12 protein-coding genes are annotated in these 13,750 nt (G+C 64.7%); 10 read left to right on the top strand and 2 right to left on the bottom strand.

The features are described from left to right. Positions 1–26 precede the first annotated feature (26 nt). Positions 27–851: an ABC transporter permease gene (locus ACREXZ_RS06340; protein WP_431763186.1), complete on the top strand. Its 825-nt coding sequence runs from the start codon at positions 27–29 to the stop codon at positions 849–851. A 37-nt stretch (positions 852–888) separates the two neighbouring features. On the opposite strand, the gene ACREXZ_RS06335 is transcribed toward ACREXZ_RS06340, so the two are convergent. Next, positions 889–1,863 (bottom strand): NADPH:quinone oxidoreductase family protein, encoded by a 975-nt coding sequence (locus tag ACREXZ_RS06335; protein WP_431763185.1) that lies wholly within the window; start codon positions 1,861–1,863, stop codon positions 889–891. A 189-nt stretch (positions 1,864–2,052) separates the two neighbouring features. Here ACREXZ_RS06335 and surE point away from each other — a divergent pair, with 189 nt between their 5' ends. The 6 genes from surE to rlmD all read left to right on the top strand — a co-directional run bounded on the left by surE (position 2,053) and on the right by rlmD (position 8,086). Next, the gene (surE, locus tag ACREXZ_RS06330; protein WP_431763184.1) at positions 2,053–2,811 is read left to right on the top strand and encodes a 5'/3'-nucleotidase SurE; all 759 of its coding nucleotides are present in this window, start codon (positions 2,053–2,055) and stop codon (positions 2,809–2,811) included. After that, positions 2,808–3,749, top strand: coding sequence for a protein-L-isoaspartate(D-aspartate) O-methyltransferase (locus ACREXZ_RS06325; RefSeq protein WP_431763183.1), 942 nt, complete (start codon positions 2,808–2,810; stop codon positions 3,747–3,749). The genes surE and ACREXZ_RS06325 overlap by 4 nt, the downstream gene beginning before the upstream one ends. A gap of 5 nt (positions 3,750–3,754) precedes the next feature. Beyond that, positions 3,755–4,678: a peptidoglycan DD-metalloendopeptidase family protein gene (locus ACREXZ_RS06320; protein WP_431763182.1), complete on the top strand. Its 924-nt coding sequence runs from the start codon at positions 3,755–3,757 to the stop codon at positions 4,676–4,678. Positions 4,679–4,689: 11 nt separating this feature from the next. Further along, entirely contained in the window at positions 4,690–5,778 is a 1,089-nt protein-coding gene (gene rpoS / locus ACREXZ_RS06315) for an RNA polymerase sigma factor RpoS (protein ID WP_431763181.1), read from the top strand. Positions 5,779–5,784: 6 nt separating this feature from the next. Further along, positions 5,785–6,561, top strand: a complete 777-nt coding sequence (locus ACREXZ_RS06310) for a 3'-5' exonuclease (protein WP_431763180.1) — start codon at positions 5,785–5,787, stop codon at positions 6,559–6,561. A gap of 115 nt (positions 6,562–6,676) precedes the next feature. Then, complete coding sequence (gene rlmD / locus ACREXZ_RS06305; RefSeq protein WP_431763360.1) at positions 6,677–8,086, top strand: 23S rRNA (uracil(1939)-C(5))-methyltransferase RlmD; 1,410 nt, start codon at positions 6,677–6,679, stop codon at positions 8,084–8,086. A 116-nt stretch (positions 8,087–8,202) separates the two neighbouring features. On the opposite strand, the gene ACREXZ_RS06300 is transcribed toward rlmD, so the two are convergent. Then, on the bottom strand, positions 8,203–9,000 hold the full coding sequence (locus ACREXZ_RS06300; RefSeq protein WP_431763359.1) for an outer membrane protein assembly factor BamD: 798 nt from the start codon (positions 8,998–9,000) through the stop codon (positions 8,203–8,205). Positions 9,001–9,158: 158 nt separating this feature from the next. Between ACREXZ_RS06300 and ACREXZ_RS06295 the strand changes: the two genes are divergently transcribed. From ACREXZ_RS06295 to phaC, 3 genes are all read left to right on the top strand, one after another. Further along, positions 9,159–10,463 (top strand): RluA family pseudouridine synthase, encoded by a 1,305-nt coding sequence (locus tag ACREXZ_RS06295; protein WP_431763179.1) that lies wholly within the window; start codon positions 9,159–9,161, stop codon positions 10,461–10,463. Continuing rightward, positions 10,460–11,305 carry a peptidoglycan editing factor PgeF gene (pgeF, locus tag ACREXZ_RS06290; protein WP_431763178.1) on the top strand — a complete coding sequence of 282 codons (846 nt, stop codon included), beginning with the start codon at positions 10,460–10,462 and terminating at the stop codon, positions 11,303–11,305. Before ACREXZ_RS06295 ends, pgeF begins: the two co-directional genes overlap by 4 nt. 445 nt (positions 11,306–11,750) lie before the next feature. Next, a complete protein-coding gene (gene phaC / locus ACREXZ_RS06285) occupies positions 11,751–13,658 on the top strand; it encodes a class I poly(R)-hydroxyalkanoic acid synthase (RefSeq protein ID WP_431763177.1) in 1,908 nt (635 codons plus the stop codon). Positions 13,659–13,750 lie beyond the last annotated feature (92 nt).

Raw genomic sequence — 13,750 nt, 5'->3', positions numbered from 1 at the left:
CAAAGAGACGCTAGAAGGCAAACTCCATGTGGAAAACGATGCGCCCGAACCGCGCGAACCTGGTGATCTGGCAGTGGCTGCTGCTCATACTGAGTTTCGCGCTCTGGTACGTGCTGACAAGCCCCACGCTGCTGCCGGCGTTCTATTTCGACGACCCGAACAAGGCAGCGTTCTTCTTCGGCGAGCCGCAGAAGGTGCTGGTGCAGATCTGGGAATGGTTCGCGTCCGGTGAAATCTATCTGCACCTGTGGGTCACGCTGATCGAGACGGTGCTCGCGTTCGTCATCGGCACCGCGCTCGGGCTTGGCATCGGACTGTGGCTCGCGCTGTCGCCAATGGCGAGCGCGCTGTTCGATCCGTACATCAAGGCAGCCAACTCGATGCCGCGCGTGATTCTCGCGCCGATCTTCGGCGTGTGGTTCGGTCTCGGCATCTGGTCGAAGGTCGCGCTCGGCGTGACGCTGGTGTTCTTCATCGTGTTCTTCAACGTGTACCAGGGCGTGAAGGAAGTGAGCCCCGTCGTGCTCGCGAACGCCCGGATGCTCGGCGCGAACCGCAAACAGCTGCTGCGTCACGTGTACCTGCCGAGCGCGACGAGCTGGGTGTTTTCGAGCCTGCATACGTCGGTAGGGCTCGCGTTCGTCGGCTCGGTGGTCGGCGAGTATCTCGGTTCCGCGCGCGGCGTCGGCTATCTGATCCTGCAGGCCGAAGGTACCTTCGACATCAACGCCGTGTTCGCCGGGATTCTCGTGCTGACCGCGTTCGCGCTGGTGCTCGACGCGCTCGTTGGGCTGATGGAGCGGCGCCTGATGAAGTGGCAGCCGAAGAGCGGCGACACCGAGAAGCTGTGAGGGCGCGTCGTCCACCCACGCGCCGAATAAAACACCATCAAGGCTCGATCACGATCTTGCCCGTCACGCGCCGCTCGACCATGTCGCGCAGCGCGCGGCCCGTATCGGCGAGCGGATAGCGTGCCGACACGTACGGACGCAGTTTGCCCTGCTTGATCCAGCCCATCAGTTCCTTGAAGCCGGCCGCATCGCGCTCCGGTTCGCGCTTCGCAAAATCGCCCCAGAAAACACCGACGATGCTCGCGCCTTTAAGTAACGCCAGGTTCAGTGGCAGCTTCGGAATCTCGCCGTTCGCGAAGCCGACGACCAGATAGCGCCCGCGCCAGCCGATGCTGCGAAACGCCGGCTCCGCATAGATACCGCCGACCGGGTCGTAGATCACGTCCGGTCCCCGGCCGTCGGTCAGCGTCTTGATGCGCTCGCGCAGATCGTCGCGCGTGTAGTTGATCGTCGCGTCGGCGCCGTGTTCGACGCAGACCGCGAGCTTGTCGTCGGTCGATGCCGCCGCGATCACGCGCGCGCCGAGCGCCTTGCCGATCTGGACCGCAGCGAGGCCGACGCCGCCCGCCGCGCCGAGCACGAGCATCGTTTCGCCGGCCCGCAGCGCCGCGCGATCGACCACCGCGTGATGCGACGTGCCGTATGCGAGCTGGAACGCCGCCGCGAGCGCGAAGTCGACGTCGTCCTCGAGCGGCACGCATGAGGAGACCGGCGCCGCGACCTGTTCGGCAAAGCCACCCGAACCGGTGAACGCGACGACGCGTGCGCCCGGCTGCAACTGCGTGACGCCTTCGCCGACCGCGCGCACCACGCCCGCGACTTCCGAGCCCGGCGTGAACGGCAGCGGCGGCTTGAACTGGTACTTGTTCTCGATGATCAGTACATCCGGGAAATTGACGCTTGCCGCGCGCACGTCGATCACGACTTCGCCGGCCTTCGGTTGCAGATCGGGCAGATCCTCGACGGTCAGGCTTTCGGGGGGGCCGTATTGATTGCAGCGAATCGCGCGCATGGTGTCTCCGCAGATAGATGAGGGGCGGTGGAGCAATGGCCTGGATGAAGCAGCGCTCCACTTCGCCAGGCATTCAACGCAGTGTAAAACATGCCGAACGACCGTACGGTTCCATCGTGAAAATACGGACAAGAGGGACCGGCCCGGCGTGTCGTTCGCGTGCCTTCCTTCCTCGGTTACAATCGTCGGATGCGAATCCTACTCAGCAACGACGACGGTTATCTGGCGCCCGGCCTCGCCGCGCTTTATGAAGCGCTGAAGCCGCTCGCCGACGTCACCGTGATGGCGCCCGAACAGAATTGCAGTGGCGCATCGAATTCGCTGACGCTGTCCCGGCCGCTGTCGGTGCTGCGCTCGTCGAATGGCTTCTACTACGTGAACGGCACGCCCACCGACTCCGTCCACGTCGCGCTGACCGGCATGCTGGACCACACGCCGGACCTCGTCGTGTCGGGCATCAACAACGGCCAGAACATGGGCGAGGACACGCTCTATTCAGGTACCGTCGCCGCCGCGACCGAGGGCATCATGTTCGGCGTGCCGGCCATCGCGTTTTCGCTCGTCGACAAGGACTGGGGGCATCTCGAAGACGCGACGCGCGTCGCGGCCGAGATCGTCGCGCATTATCTCGCGCATCCGCTGGCTGGCCATCCGCTTCTGAACGTCAATATTCCCAATCTGCCGTACGGGCAGCTGCGCGACTGGCAGGTGACACGGCTCGGCAAACGTCATCCGTCGCAGCCGGTGATCCGGCAGACCAATCCGCGCGGCGAGCCGATCTACTGGATCGGTCCGTCGGGGAGTGCGCGCGATGCGAGCGAAGGCACCGATTTCCATGCTGTCGCGAACGGTCACGTGTCGATCACGCCGCTGCAACTCGATCTGACTCATACACATATGCTGCCCGCGGCGCGCGAATGGGCGCGCGCCGGGAGCGGCGCTTCATGACCGGCGAGCGCGCCAAGCGCTTTCCGCTCGGGCTCGAGGATCTGGTACGCGAGCCGCGCAAGGCCGACGGCCGGGCCGGCGAGTTGCGCGCGGCGAACGTGTCTGGCGGGGCGGGCACGTCCGGTCATGCGGACACGCGTGCGCGCACGACCGCATCCTCGACCTCTCCCGCACGCGGCGAAGCGGCCGGCCATCGCGCCGGTCGCCATCCAGTGAATACGGCCGGCAAGGCCGGCACAGTCAAACCCACCGAACGCAGCGGCGCGCCCAACGTCGCGCTGAACGGCGCGATGGCGCTGACGTCGGAACGGGTGCGCGAACGGATGGTCGAACGCCTGCGTGCGAACGGTGTCGCCGATCCACGCGTGCTGCATGCGATGTCCGTCGTGTCGCGCCATATGTTCATCGACCCGGGGCTCGCCACGCAGGCCTACGAAGATGCGGCGCTGCCGATCGGTCATCACCAGACCATCTCGAAGCCGTCGGTGGTTGCGCGGATGATCGAGCTGGCCGCGGCCGGCCGTGCGCTCGCGAACGTGCTCGAGATCGGCACGGGTTGCGGCTACCAGGCGGCGGTGCTGAGCCAGGTCGCGCGCGATGTGTATTCGATCGAACGTGTGAAGCCGTTGTATGAGCGCGCGAAGATCAATCTGCGTCCGCTGCGCATTCCGAATATCCGGTTGCATTACGGCGACGGACGGCTCGGTCTGCCGTCAGCCGCGCCGTTCGATGCCATCGTGATCGCGGCCGCCGGCCTCGACGTCCCGCAGGCGCTGCTCGAACAGCTTGCGATCGGCGGGCGGCTCGTCGCACCCGTCGGCACGCAGGACGCTCAGGCGCAGGTGCTGACGCTCGTCGAGCGCACCGGGCCTGCGCAATGGCGCGAGTCGAGGCTTGATCGCGTTTTCTTTGTACCCTTAAAATCCGGAGTGATTTGATACCGATGAGTATGTTGCGCTCGATGACAAGAACCCGCCTCGATGTCCGCCTGACCGTAGCCCAGCGTTGCGTGTGTGTGGTCGCGCTCTCCCTGTTGACGGCCTGTGCGACACGGCTCGATCAAGCGCCCGTCGTCGATCGCTCCGGCACGCTCGGCACGCAGGCGGCGCAGCCCCCGGTGCCGCTCGGTCCGCCGCCACCCGGTTATTACCGCGTCAAACCAGGTGACACGCTCTACCGCATCGCGCTCGAGAACGGCCAGAATTATCGCGATATTGCGACGTGGAACAACCTGACCAACCCGAACCAGATCGAAGTCGACCAGCTGCTGCGCGTCGCGCCGCCGGGTGCGAACGTCGCGGCGCTGACGCCGGGCGTCGCGACGTCGCCGGTCGCAGGTGGTGGCGTGCAGAGCGCGCCGCTCGTTTCGAGCGGCGTGGCGACGACGGGCGCCGCAACCGGTGTCATGGCAGCGCCGCCGGTCTACGGCTCGGGCGCGACCGCGACGACGGTTCCGCCGCAGACGGGCGCGGCCGGCAGCGACACCGCGGCCGCGGGCGGCCCGATCGCGTTTGCATGGCCCGCGCGCGGTCCGATCCTCGGCACGTTCGACGACGCGAAAAACAAAGGCGTGAATATCGGCGGCGCGGCGGGCGATCCGGTGACGGCATCGGCCGATGGCCGTGTCGTTTATGCCGGAAACGGGCTGCGCGGATACGGCAATCTCATTATCATCAAACATGACGCGACTTATCTCACCGCGTATGCACATAACCGCGCTTTGATGGTAAAAGAGGGTGACGCGGTGACCAAAGGGCAGAAGATCGCCGAAATGGGCAACACGGATTCCGACCGCGTGATGTTGCACTTCGAAGTTCGCCGGCAGGGCAAACCTGTCGACCCGCTGAAGTACCTGCCGCCTCGATAATCGATACGACCATGCCGAAACCGAAGCGCCGTTCGCAGCAAGCCGAGACTGAGAAGGTCCGCCGCGGAGCGCGTGTGCCGGTGGAGGGCGACGCCGTGTCGGAACCGGATGAAGAGAACGTCGAAGAGCTCGACGCGCGCGATCCGGACGAAGCAGCGGCAGTCGTCGACGACGCGGACGATGCGCGCAGCCCAAGCGCCGCGCCCGCCGACGCCGACGATTTCCGCGCGCTGCTGCAAGCCGAGCTCACGGCCGATACGATCCAGCATTATTTGAACCGCATCAGCGTCAAGCCGCTCCTCACCGTCGAGGAAGAGCAGCGCTATTCGCGGCTCGCGAAGGCAGGCGAGTTCGAGGCGCGCCAGGTGATGATCGAGCGCAATCTGCGGCTCGTCGTCAGCATCGCGAAGGGCTATCTGAATCGCGGCGTGCCGCTGCTCGACCTGATCGAAGAGGGCAACCTCGGGCTGATGCACGCGATCGAGAAATTCGATCCGACGCGCGGCTTTCGTTTTTCGACCTACGCGACGTGGTGGATCCGTCAGAGCATCGAGCGCGCGATCATGAACCAGGCGCGCACGGTCCGGCTGCCGGTCCACGTGATCCGCGAGCTGAATCAGGTGCTGCGCGCGAAGCGCCATCTCGAAAAGAATTCGATGAACGCGGGCGAAGCGGCGGACCGCCGCGACGCGAGCATCGACGATATCGCGTATCTCACCGGCAAGACCACCGAGGAAGTCACCGACATCCTCGCGCTGAACGAGCACACCGCGTCGCTCGACGCGCCGCTCGATCTCGACCCGGCGAGCAGCCTGCTCGATTTACTATCCGACGACCAGAGCCAGTCGCCCGACGCGGAAGTGCAGCACCGCGAGCTGGAAACGCTGACGCGCGCCTGGCTCGCGCGGCTTTCCGACAAGCACCGCCACGTGATCGAACGCCGCTTCGGCCTGAATCACATCGAGCCCGCGACGCTCGAGGAACTGGCGGACGAAATGGGCCTCACGCGCGAACGCGTGCGGCAGATCCAGCAGGAAGCGCTGGTGCGGCTGAAGCGCTTCTTCGCATCCAACGGCGTGCGCAAGGACGCCGTTCTGTAAAAACCGATGACACCGATTCTTGTATTCGACATCGAGACGATTCCCGATGTCGCCGGCATTCGCCGCCTCGACGATCTGCCCGCGACGCTGACCGACGCCGAAGTCGCCGAGCACGCATTCGCCGCGCGGCGCGAGAAAACCGGCGGCGATTTTTTGCCGCACCATCTACAGCGCATCGCGGCGATTTCGTGCGTGTTTCGCGACAACACCGGCTTTCGCGTCCGTTCGCTCGGCACGCTGGAAGACGGCGAGGGCGCGCTGATCCAGTCGTTCTTCCGGACGATCGAGAAGTACACGCCGCAGCTCGTATCGTGGAATGGCGGCGGCTTCGATCTGCCGGTGCTGCACTACCGCGCGCTGCTGCACGGCGTGCGCGCGTCGCGCTACTGGGATCTCGGCGAGGACGACCGCGAGTTCAAGTGGAATAACTACATCAGCCGCTATCACTCGCGACATACCGATCTGATGGACGTGCTCGCGATGTACCAGGCACGCGCGAACGCGCCGCTCGACGCGCTCGCGAAGCTGTGCGGCTTTCCCGGCAAGCTCGGGATGGACGGCAGCCAGGTCTGGCATGCGTTCGAGGAAGGGCGCATCGAAGAGATCCGCAATTATTGCGAGACCGACGTCGTCAACACGTATCTGCTGTACTGCCGCTTCCAGCTGATGCGCGGCGGACTGTCCGCCGCCGAATACGACGACGAGATCGCGCTCGTGAAGAACTCGCTCGCGGTCGAGCCCGCGCCGCACTGGGCGCAGTACCTGGCGGCGTTCGGCGCTTAAGCGCTTAGGGAAGTGGCGCGGGGCGTGTACGTCCCGGCTTGCCGTTCGTCTACAATCTCGCCTTTCCCCACAGTCTGTCAGGAAGCCGCAGGTGTCCGAAACTGCTCGTCATCGCGTGCGCAAAGGCAAAAGAAAGCCGGCTCATGCGAACCCCCGCTCCCACTCTGTCGCCGCCGACGGTGCGGCCCCCATTCTGGAAATCGACTCGCTCGATATGGAAGCGCGCGGCGTCGGCCGCACGGTCGGCGAGGACGGTGCGCCGGGCAAGGTGATCTTCGTCGAGGGTGCGTTGCCCGGCGAGCGCGTCACCTATTTAAGTTATCGCAGGAAGCAGAATTTTGAACAGGCGGAAGTCGTCGATGTGTTGCGCGAAAGCGTGATCCGCACGAAACCGAAGTGCGCGTTTTACGGCACCTGCGGCGGCTGCTCGATGCAGCATCTCGACGTGCGTGCACAGATCGCAGTGAAGCAACGCGTGCTCGAAGACAACCTCGCGCATCTCGCGAAGCTGCGCGCGGAAACGATGTTCCGGCCGATACACGGGCCGTCGTGGGGGTATCGGTATCGTGCGCGGCTGACCGTGCGCGACGTCGCGGAGAAGGGTGGCGTGCTGGTCGGATTCCACGCGCGCAAGAGCAGCTACGTCGCCGACATGACGAGCTGCGAGGTGCTGCCGCCGCACGTGTCGGCGATGCTGGTGCCGCTGCGCCGGCTGGTCGAAGGGCTGTCGATTCACGACCGCATGCCGCAGATCGAACTCGCGGTGGGCGCATCGGTGACGGCGCTCGTGCTGCGCGTGCTCGAGCCGATCAATGCCGACGACGAGCAATTGCTCCGCGATTTTGCGGATGCGCACAACGTGCAGTTCTGGCTGCAGCCGAAGGGCCCCGATTCGGTCGTGCCGTTCTATCCGCTCGACGCGGTGCTCGACTACACGTTGCCGGAATTCGCGATCCGGATGCCGTTCAAGCCAACCGATTTCACGCAGGTCAATCATCAGATCAACCGTGTGCTGGTGGGCCGCGCGCTGCGGCTGCTCGCGCCGGCGCGCACGGATCGCGTGCTCGATCTGTTCTGCGGGATCGGCAACTTCACGCTGCCGCTTGCGCGTGTCGCGCGCGAGGTGGTCGGGATCGAAGGGAGCGAGGTGCTGACCGCGCGTGCGCTCGCGAACGCGCAGGAAAACGGCGTCGACGCGCACACGTCGTTCGCCAGCCGCAATCTGTTCGAAGTGACCGCCGACGACATTCGCGCACTCGGCGCATTCGACAAGTACCTGATCGATCCGCCGCGCGAAGGCGCGCTCGCGGTCGTGAAGGCGCTCGCCGGGATCGCGCAGAGCGGCGACGGTGAGGGCATCTTGCCGAAGCGGATCGTCTACGTATCGTGCAGCCCGGCGACACTCGCGCGCGACGCGGGACTGCTCGTGCACGAAGCCGGCTACCGGCTGAAGGGCGCGGGCGTCGTGAATATGTTCCCGCATACGTCGCATGTCGAATCGATCGCGCTGTTCGAGCGGGACTGACGCGTAACGTGGCGTAATACCCCGTCCACACCACGCGCACAAACAAAAACGCCACGACGATGTCGTGGCGTTTTTTCTTTACTGCGTCTTTATCGCGTGGCGAAAAGCGTATCGCCCTAGAACTGCCACCACGATTTTTCCTTGCCGGGGCGAGCGTGGCCCGTGATATACGGGCTGTCCGGGAAGGTGCCGACGAGTACGCGCTGGGTGTCGTCAGCGAGCTGCGGTTCGTTCAGCTTCTGGTACGACAGCATCATGATGTGCAGCGCGTCTTCGATCGCGGGCGCGTTCTTGTATTCCTTGATCGCGAGCTGCGCACGGTTGATCGCTGCGACATACGCGCCGCGCCGGTAGTAGTAGTCGGCCGCGTGCACTTCGTGCGAAGCGAGCGCATTGACGATGTAGCGCATCCGCTGCGCGGCATCCGGCGCGTATTTGCTGCTCGGGTACTTGTCGACGACCACCTTGAATGCATCATACGATTCGCGCAGCGACTTCGGATCGCGCTCGCTCATGTCCTGCCCGGAGAAGCGGCCGAACAGACCGAGGTCGTCGTTGAAGTGGATCATGCCCTTCAGGTAGTACGCGTACGGGATGTCCGGATGATCCGGATGCAGCTGGATGAAGCGGTCGATCGCCTGGTCGGCCGCCGCCGTTTCGCTGTCTTTCCAGTTGCAGTACGCGACGTTGATCTGGGCCTGCTGCGCAAAGTGACCGAACGGGTCGCGGCCTTCGAGCGCTTCGAAGTACTTCGCGCACTTGCCCCAGTCGCTGCCGTTCAGCGCGTCCTGCGCCTCCGTATATAATTTGGCGTTCGGCCACGCGGCGGTTTCGTCGGTCTTCTGCGGCAGACCGTGGCAGGCCGCGATCAGCACGACGGCTGCGGTGCACGCGATATAGCGGGCCACTTTCATGATCGTCTTTCGGGCGGTCGTTTCGCGGATGGCCGGCTGTGCGGTCGACATCTCCACGCCCGCCATTTCTTTGCCCGCTGTCTCTACGCCCGTATTCATAATGGTGTTCAAGGCTCGCATTTCCCAGTCTAGCTTTACGTCCAGGTGACCCAGACTCGATGACCCGCTCACATACTCCGGTTGCCGCTGCCGGCGTCCGGAACAGCAACGAAGATTATAGCCCAAGCACAGAGGCCGCCGACGCTACGGCCGGTGAACTGGCGGCTGGCGATCCAGGTAACGACTCGCTCGACGACGATCTGACCAGTGACGCGCTCGTGCCGTCCACCGCGAACGTCGCGTCGCGCGTGCGCGCGGCGGTGGACGCGGAGCCGCCGCGGGTCGTCAGGGTGCCGCCTGAACTGGCCGGCGAACGGCTCGACAAGGTGCTCGCGAAAGTCTTTCCGGAGTTTTCACGCAACCGGCTGCAAAGCTGGATCGAAGCGCAGCGCGTGCGTGTCGACGGCGTGCCCGCGAAGATCCGCCAGCCGGTGCCGCTCGACGCGACGATCGAACTCGTCCCCGATCTTCTTCCCGAACAGCTTGCGTTCACGCCGGAACCGGTCCCGCTGACGATCGTCTACGAAGACGACGCGCTCGTCGTGATCGACAAGCCGGCCGGTCTGGTCGTGCATCCGGCGGCCGGCAACTGGAGCGGCACGGTGCTCAACGGACTGCTGCATCGTTACGGCGAAGCGGCCGCCGGTCTGCCGCGCGCGGGCATCGTGCATCGGCTCGACAAGGAAACATCGGGTCTGATGGTGGTCGCGCGTACGCTCGAGGCGCAAACGGATCTCGTGCGGCAGCTGCAGGCGCGTACCGTGAAGCGGCGCTATCTTGCGCTCGTGTGGGGCACGATGCGCGAGGAGGGCACGATCGATGCGCCGATCGGCCGCGATCCGCGCGAGCGCACGCGCATGGCGGTCGTGACCGGCGCGTCGGGCAAGCCCGCGCGCACGCATTTCCGACGTGTCGACACCGCGGTGTGGGAGCGTCAACCGGTATCCGCGATTCATTGCGATCTCGAAACCGGACGCACCCATCAGATCCGCGTGCATTGCGCGCATGTCGGCCATCCGCTGCTCGGTGATCCGGTGTATGGGCGCGCGCGCGGCAAGCGTTCTGTGATGCCGCTGCCCGGCGGCTTCGCGCGGCAGGCGCTGCATGCGTGGCGTCTCGGGTTGATCCACCCGGTCAGCGGACGCACGATGCAGTGGCGCGCAGTTGTGCCTGACGACATCGCGGCGCTGTCGGAAGCGCTTGGCTTCGGCGGCGGTGACGCGAGTGGCTATGACGACATGGACGACTTCGACGACAGCGAATACACGGACGACTACGATGACGGAGACGAGGCGTCCGGTCACGATAACCATAACGAACATAGCGAACACGACGAACCCGATCGCAAGGACAAGCGCGGATGACTTTTCCCGACCTGATGAAGGCTGACGTCCTTGAACCCGGATGGCGTGTATCGCCGCGCGTGCGCGCGCTCGTCACGACGCGTAACGGCGGCGTGAGCCTTCCGCCGTTTGGCCGCTGGCACGAAGGCGGCAAAGGTATAGATGGACCCGGTGGCCTGAACCTCGGCAAGCGTTCGGGCGACGATCTCGCGGCGGTCGAGGAGAATCGCGCGCGGCTGCTGCGCTTTGCCGACATCGTAAACGTCGCGTGGCTTCAGCAGGTGCATGGCGCGGACGTCGTGCGCGCGGACGATGCACTCGCGCGCACCCGTGCGGACGGTGCATCGACGCTCGCCGACGCGAGCGTGACCGCCACGCCTGGCACCGTTTGCGTCGTGATGATCGCCGACTGCATGCCGGTGCTGCTGTGCGATCCCGATGGCCGCGCGGTGGGTGCCGCGCATGCGGGCTGGCGCGGGCTCGCGGGTGGCGTCGTCGAGCACACTGCGCAGCGCGTCGCGGAACTTGCGCATATCGATACGTCGGCGTTGCACGCGTACCTCGGTCCGTCGATCGGTCCGCGCACGTTCGAGGTCGGCGCAGACGTGCGTGACGCGTTCATGAATGCAGCCGCATCCACGGAACGCGAAGCCACTGCGCAAGCCTTCGTCGAGCATCCGCTATCGACGGGTAAATATCTCGCCGATCTTCCCGCACTCGCGCGCGTGCGGCTGCAACGTCTCGGCATCGCGCAGGTCACGGGCGGTGATCGTTGTACGGTGACAGAACGCGAGCATTTCTATTCGTATCGGCGCGATCACGAGACCGGACGCATGGCGGCGTTGATCTGGCTGACCGAATGATCGCGAGCGTGAATGCAGGCGACCCGCACGAAGTACGATGAACGACGCGCATCGATGCGCGATGCAACGCACCTGGCTACGCGAGGGCCCCCGCACAAAACGCGCATCGAAAGACACGGCATCATCGTCACCCATCGTTACATTACGCCCGACAGGGCCTCGTTGAAGCATCGTTTCGCGCCCCGAATCATGCGCTCCGGTTTTACATTTTCGAGCCTTCGATCGCCTGCAAACCCGCGCCACGAGCCGCACATGGGGAAAACGATAATTATAAAAATATCGCACTGCGGCAAAATCGGGCACAAGCATTGACATGCCTTGCGATGGGGAGCAAGAATGTTTCCCACACACGGGACAGGGCGTGACGAGGTCGCGAGCAATCGCCCACGTGCGCAAGAAACCTGCCTCTCAACCGTCCGCAAGGACTCACTGGTCAAAAGCAGGTATGGCTGCATCACAACAATCCCCGTCTTCTTCCCGTGCAGATCAAACGGAGCGCCGAACGGAGCCCCAAACGGAGCCCGACGCGCAGCCCGCTAACGCGTCGGCCGCCGGCGCGCAGCAATGGTTCGACGCGTGGATGAATGCGTGGCGCTCGGTTATTCCGGCCGGTGCCGCCCCGCTCGCAGCGACGCCGGGTGCAGCGAACGCAGGCGCAGCATTCCAGTCTTTCACACAACCCTTCATGCAATCGCTGGCGCCGTCTTTTGCGCAGCCGCTTGCCGGTATGAAACTGCCGGACGCATCGATTCCGCCTGAACGTCTTCAGCAGTTGCAACAGGACTATTCGCGCGAAGCGATGCAACTGATCCAGCAGGCATCGGAAGCGAAGCCCGCGGTCCCCGAACTGAAAGATCGCCGGTTCAGCGCAGAGGCGTGGAGCGAGACGCCCGCGTATGCATTCACCGCGGCGTGGTATCTGCTGAACGCGCGTTATCTGCACGAACTGGTCGACGCGCTCGATACCGATCCGAAGACCCGCGAACGCATCCGTTTCTCGGTGCAGCAATGGACGGCGGCCTCGTCGCCGAGCAACTTCTTCGCGCTGAATCCGGAGGCGCAGAAAACGCTGCTCGAGAGTCAGGGCGAAAGCCTCAAGCAGGGCGTGATGAATCTGCTCGGCGATCTGCAGCGCGGCAAGATCTCGCAGACCGACGAATCGCGTTTCGTCGTCGGCAAGAATCTCGCGAACACCGAAGGCTCGGTCGTATTCGAGAATGATCTGATCCAGCTGATCCAGTACAAGCCGCGCACGGCGACCGTGCGCGAACGACCGCTGCTGATCGTGCCGCCGTGCATCAACAAGTTCTACATTCTCGACCTGCAGCCCGAGAATTCGCTCGTCGCGCATGGGCTCGATTCGGGCCATCAGGTGTACATGATCTCGTGGCGCAACGCGGATGCGTCGATCGCGCACAAGACATGGGACGACTACGTCGACGAGGGCGTGCTCACTGCGATCGATACCGTGCGCGCCATCAGCGGACGCGAGCAGATCAACACGCTCGGCTTCTGCGTCGGCGGCACGATGCTCGCAACGGCGTTGTCGGTTGCCGCGGCGCGCGGCGAACATCCGGCCGCGTCGATGACGCTGCTCACCGCGATGCTCGACTTCAGCGACACCGGCGTGCTCGACGTATTCGTCGACGAGTCGCATGTGCAGATGCGCGAACAGACCATCGGCGGCAAGAACGGGTCGTCGCCAGGCTTGATGCGCGGCATCGAATTCGCGAACACGTTCTCGTTCCTGCGCCCGAACGATCTCGTCTGGAACTACGTCGTCGATAACTATCTGAAGGGCCGCACGCCGGTGCCGTTCGATCTGCTGTACTGGAACAGCGATTCGACCGGGCTGCCGGGACCGATGTACGTCTGGTATCTGCGCAACACGTATCTCGAGAACAAGCTGCGTGTGCCCGGCGCGCTCACCGTCTGCGGCGAAGCGGTCAACCTGGCAAGCATCGATGTGCCGACGTTCGTCTACGGATCGCGCGAGGATCACATCGTGCCGTGGAAGACCGCGTATGCGTCGGTGCCGCTGCTCACCGGACCGCGGCGGTTCGTGCTGGGTGCGTCTGGCCACATCGCTGGCGTGATCAATCCGCCGGCAAAGAACAAGCGCAGCTACTGGGTTGTGAAGGAAAACGCGAAGGGCGGGCACAAGGCGCTGCCCGATACCGCGGACAGCTGGTTCGACGTCGCCGACGAAGTGCCGGGCAGCTGGTGGCCCGAGTGGACCCGCTGGCTCGATCAGTACGGCGGCAAGAAAGTGAAGCCGCGCGCGGAACCCGGCTCGGCCGATTACCCGGTGATCGAACCGGCGCCCGGGCGTTATGTGTTGAAGCGCGACTGAAGCATGAGCCGCGCATGAACCGCATCTGCGGGTAAGTGATACCTGCACGGCGGAGAGAGCAGTGACAGAGTGTGGTTTTTTAACTTGACGGG

The organism is Paraburkholderia sp., assembly GCF_050742655.1.
Taxonomy (GTDB): Bacteria; Pseudomonadota; Gammaproteobacteria; order Burkholderiales; family Burkholderiaceae; genus Paraburkholderia.
Note: the sequence above shows the minus strand (reverse complement) of the source record. Positions and strands in the feature narration are given on the sequence as shown.

Coding starts and splice junctions, on each gene's coding strand:
- rpoS (WP_431763181.1), top strand. CDS start 4,690: ATGCCGAAACCGAAGCGCCGTTCGCAGCAAGCCGAGACTGAGAAGGTC.
- ACREXZ_RS06320 (WP_431763182.1), top strand. CDS start 3,755: ATGAGTATGTTGCGCTCGATGACAAGAACCCGCCTCGATGTCCGCCTG.
- ACREXZ_RS06310 (WP_431763180.1), top strand. CDS start 5,785: ATGACACCGATTCTTGTATTCGACATCGAGACGATTCCCGATGTCGCC.
- surE (WP_431763184.1), top strand. CDS start 2,053: ATGCGAATCCTACTCAGCAACGACGACGGTTATCTGGCGCCCGGCCTC.
- ACREXZ_RS06325 (WP_431763183.1), top strand. CDS start 2,808: ATGACCGGCGAGCGCGCCAAGCGCTTTCCGCTCGGGCTCGAGGATCTG.
- phaC (WP_431763177.1), top strand. CDS start 11,751: ATGGCTGCATCACAACAATCCCCGTCTTCTTCCCGTGCAGATCAAACG.
- pgeF (WP_431763178.1), top strand. CDS start 10,460: ATGACTTTTCCCGACCTGATGAAGGCTGACGTCCTTGAACCCGGATGG.
- ACREXZ_RS06295 (WP_431763179.1), top strand. CDS start 9,159: ATGACCCGCTCACATACTCCGGTTGCCGCTGCCGGCGTCCGGAACAGC.
- ACREXZ_RS06340 (WP_431763186.1), top strand. CDS start 27: ATGTGGAAAACGATGCGCCCGAACCGCGCGAACCTGGTGATCTGGCAG.
- ACREXZ_RS06335 (WP_431763185.1), bottom strand. CDS start 1,863: ATGCGCGCGATTCGCTGCAATCAATACGGCCCCCCCGAAAGCCTGACC.
- ACREXZ_RS06300 (WP_431763359.1), bottom strand. CDS start 9,000: ATGAAAGTGGCCCGCTATATCGCGTGCACCGCAGCCGTCGTGCTGATC.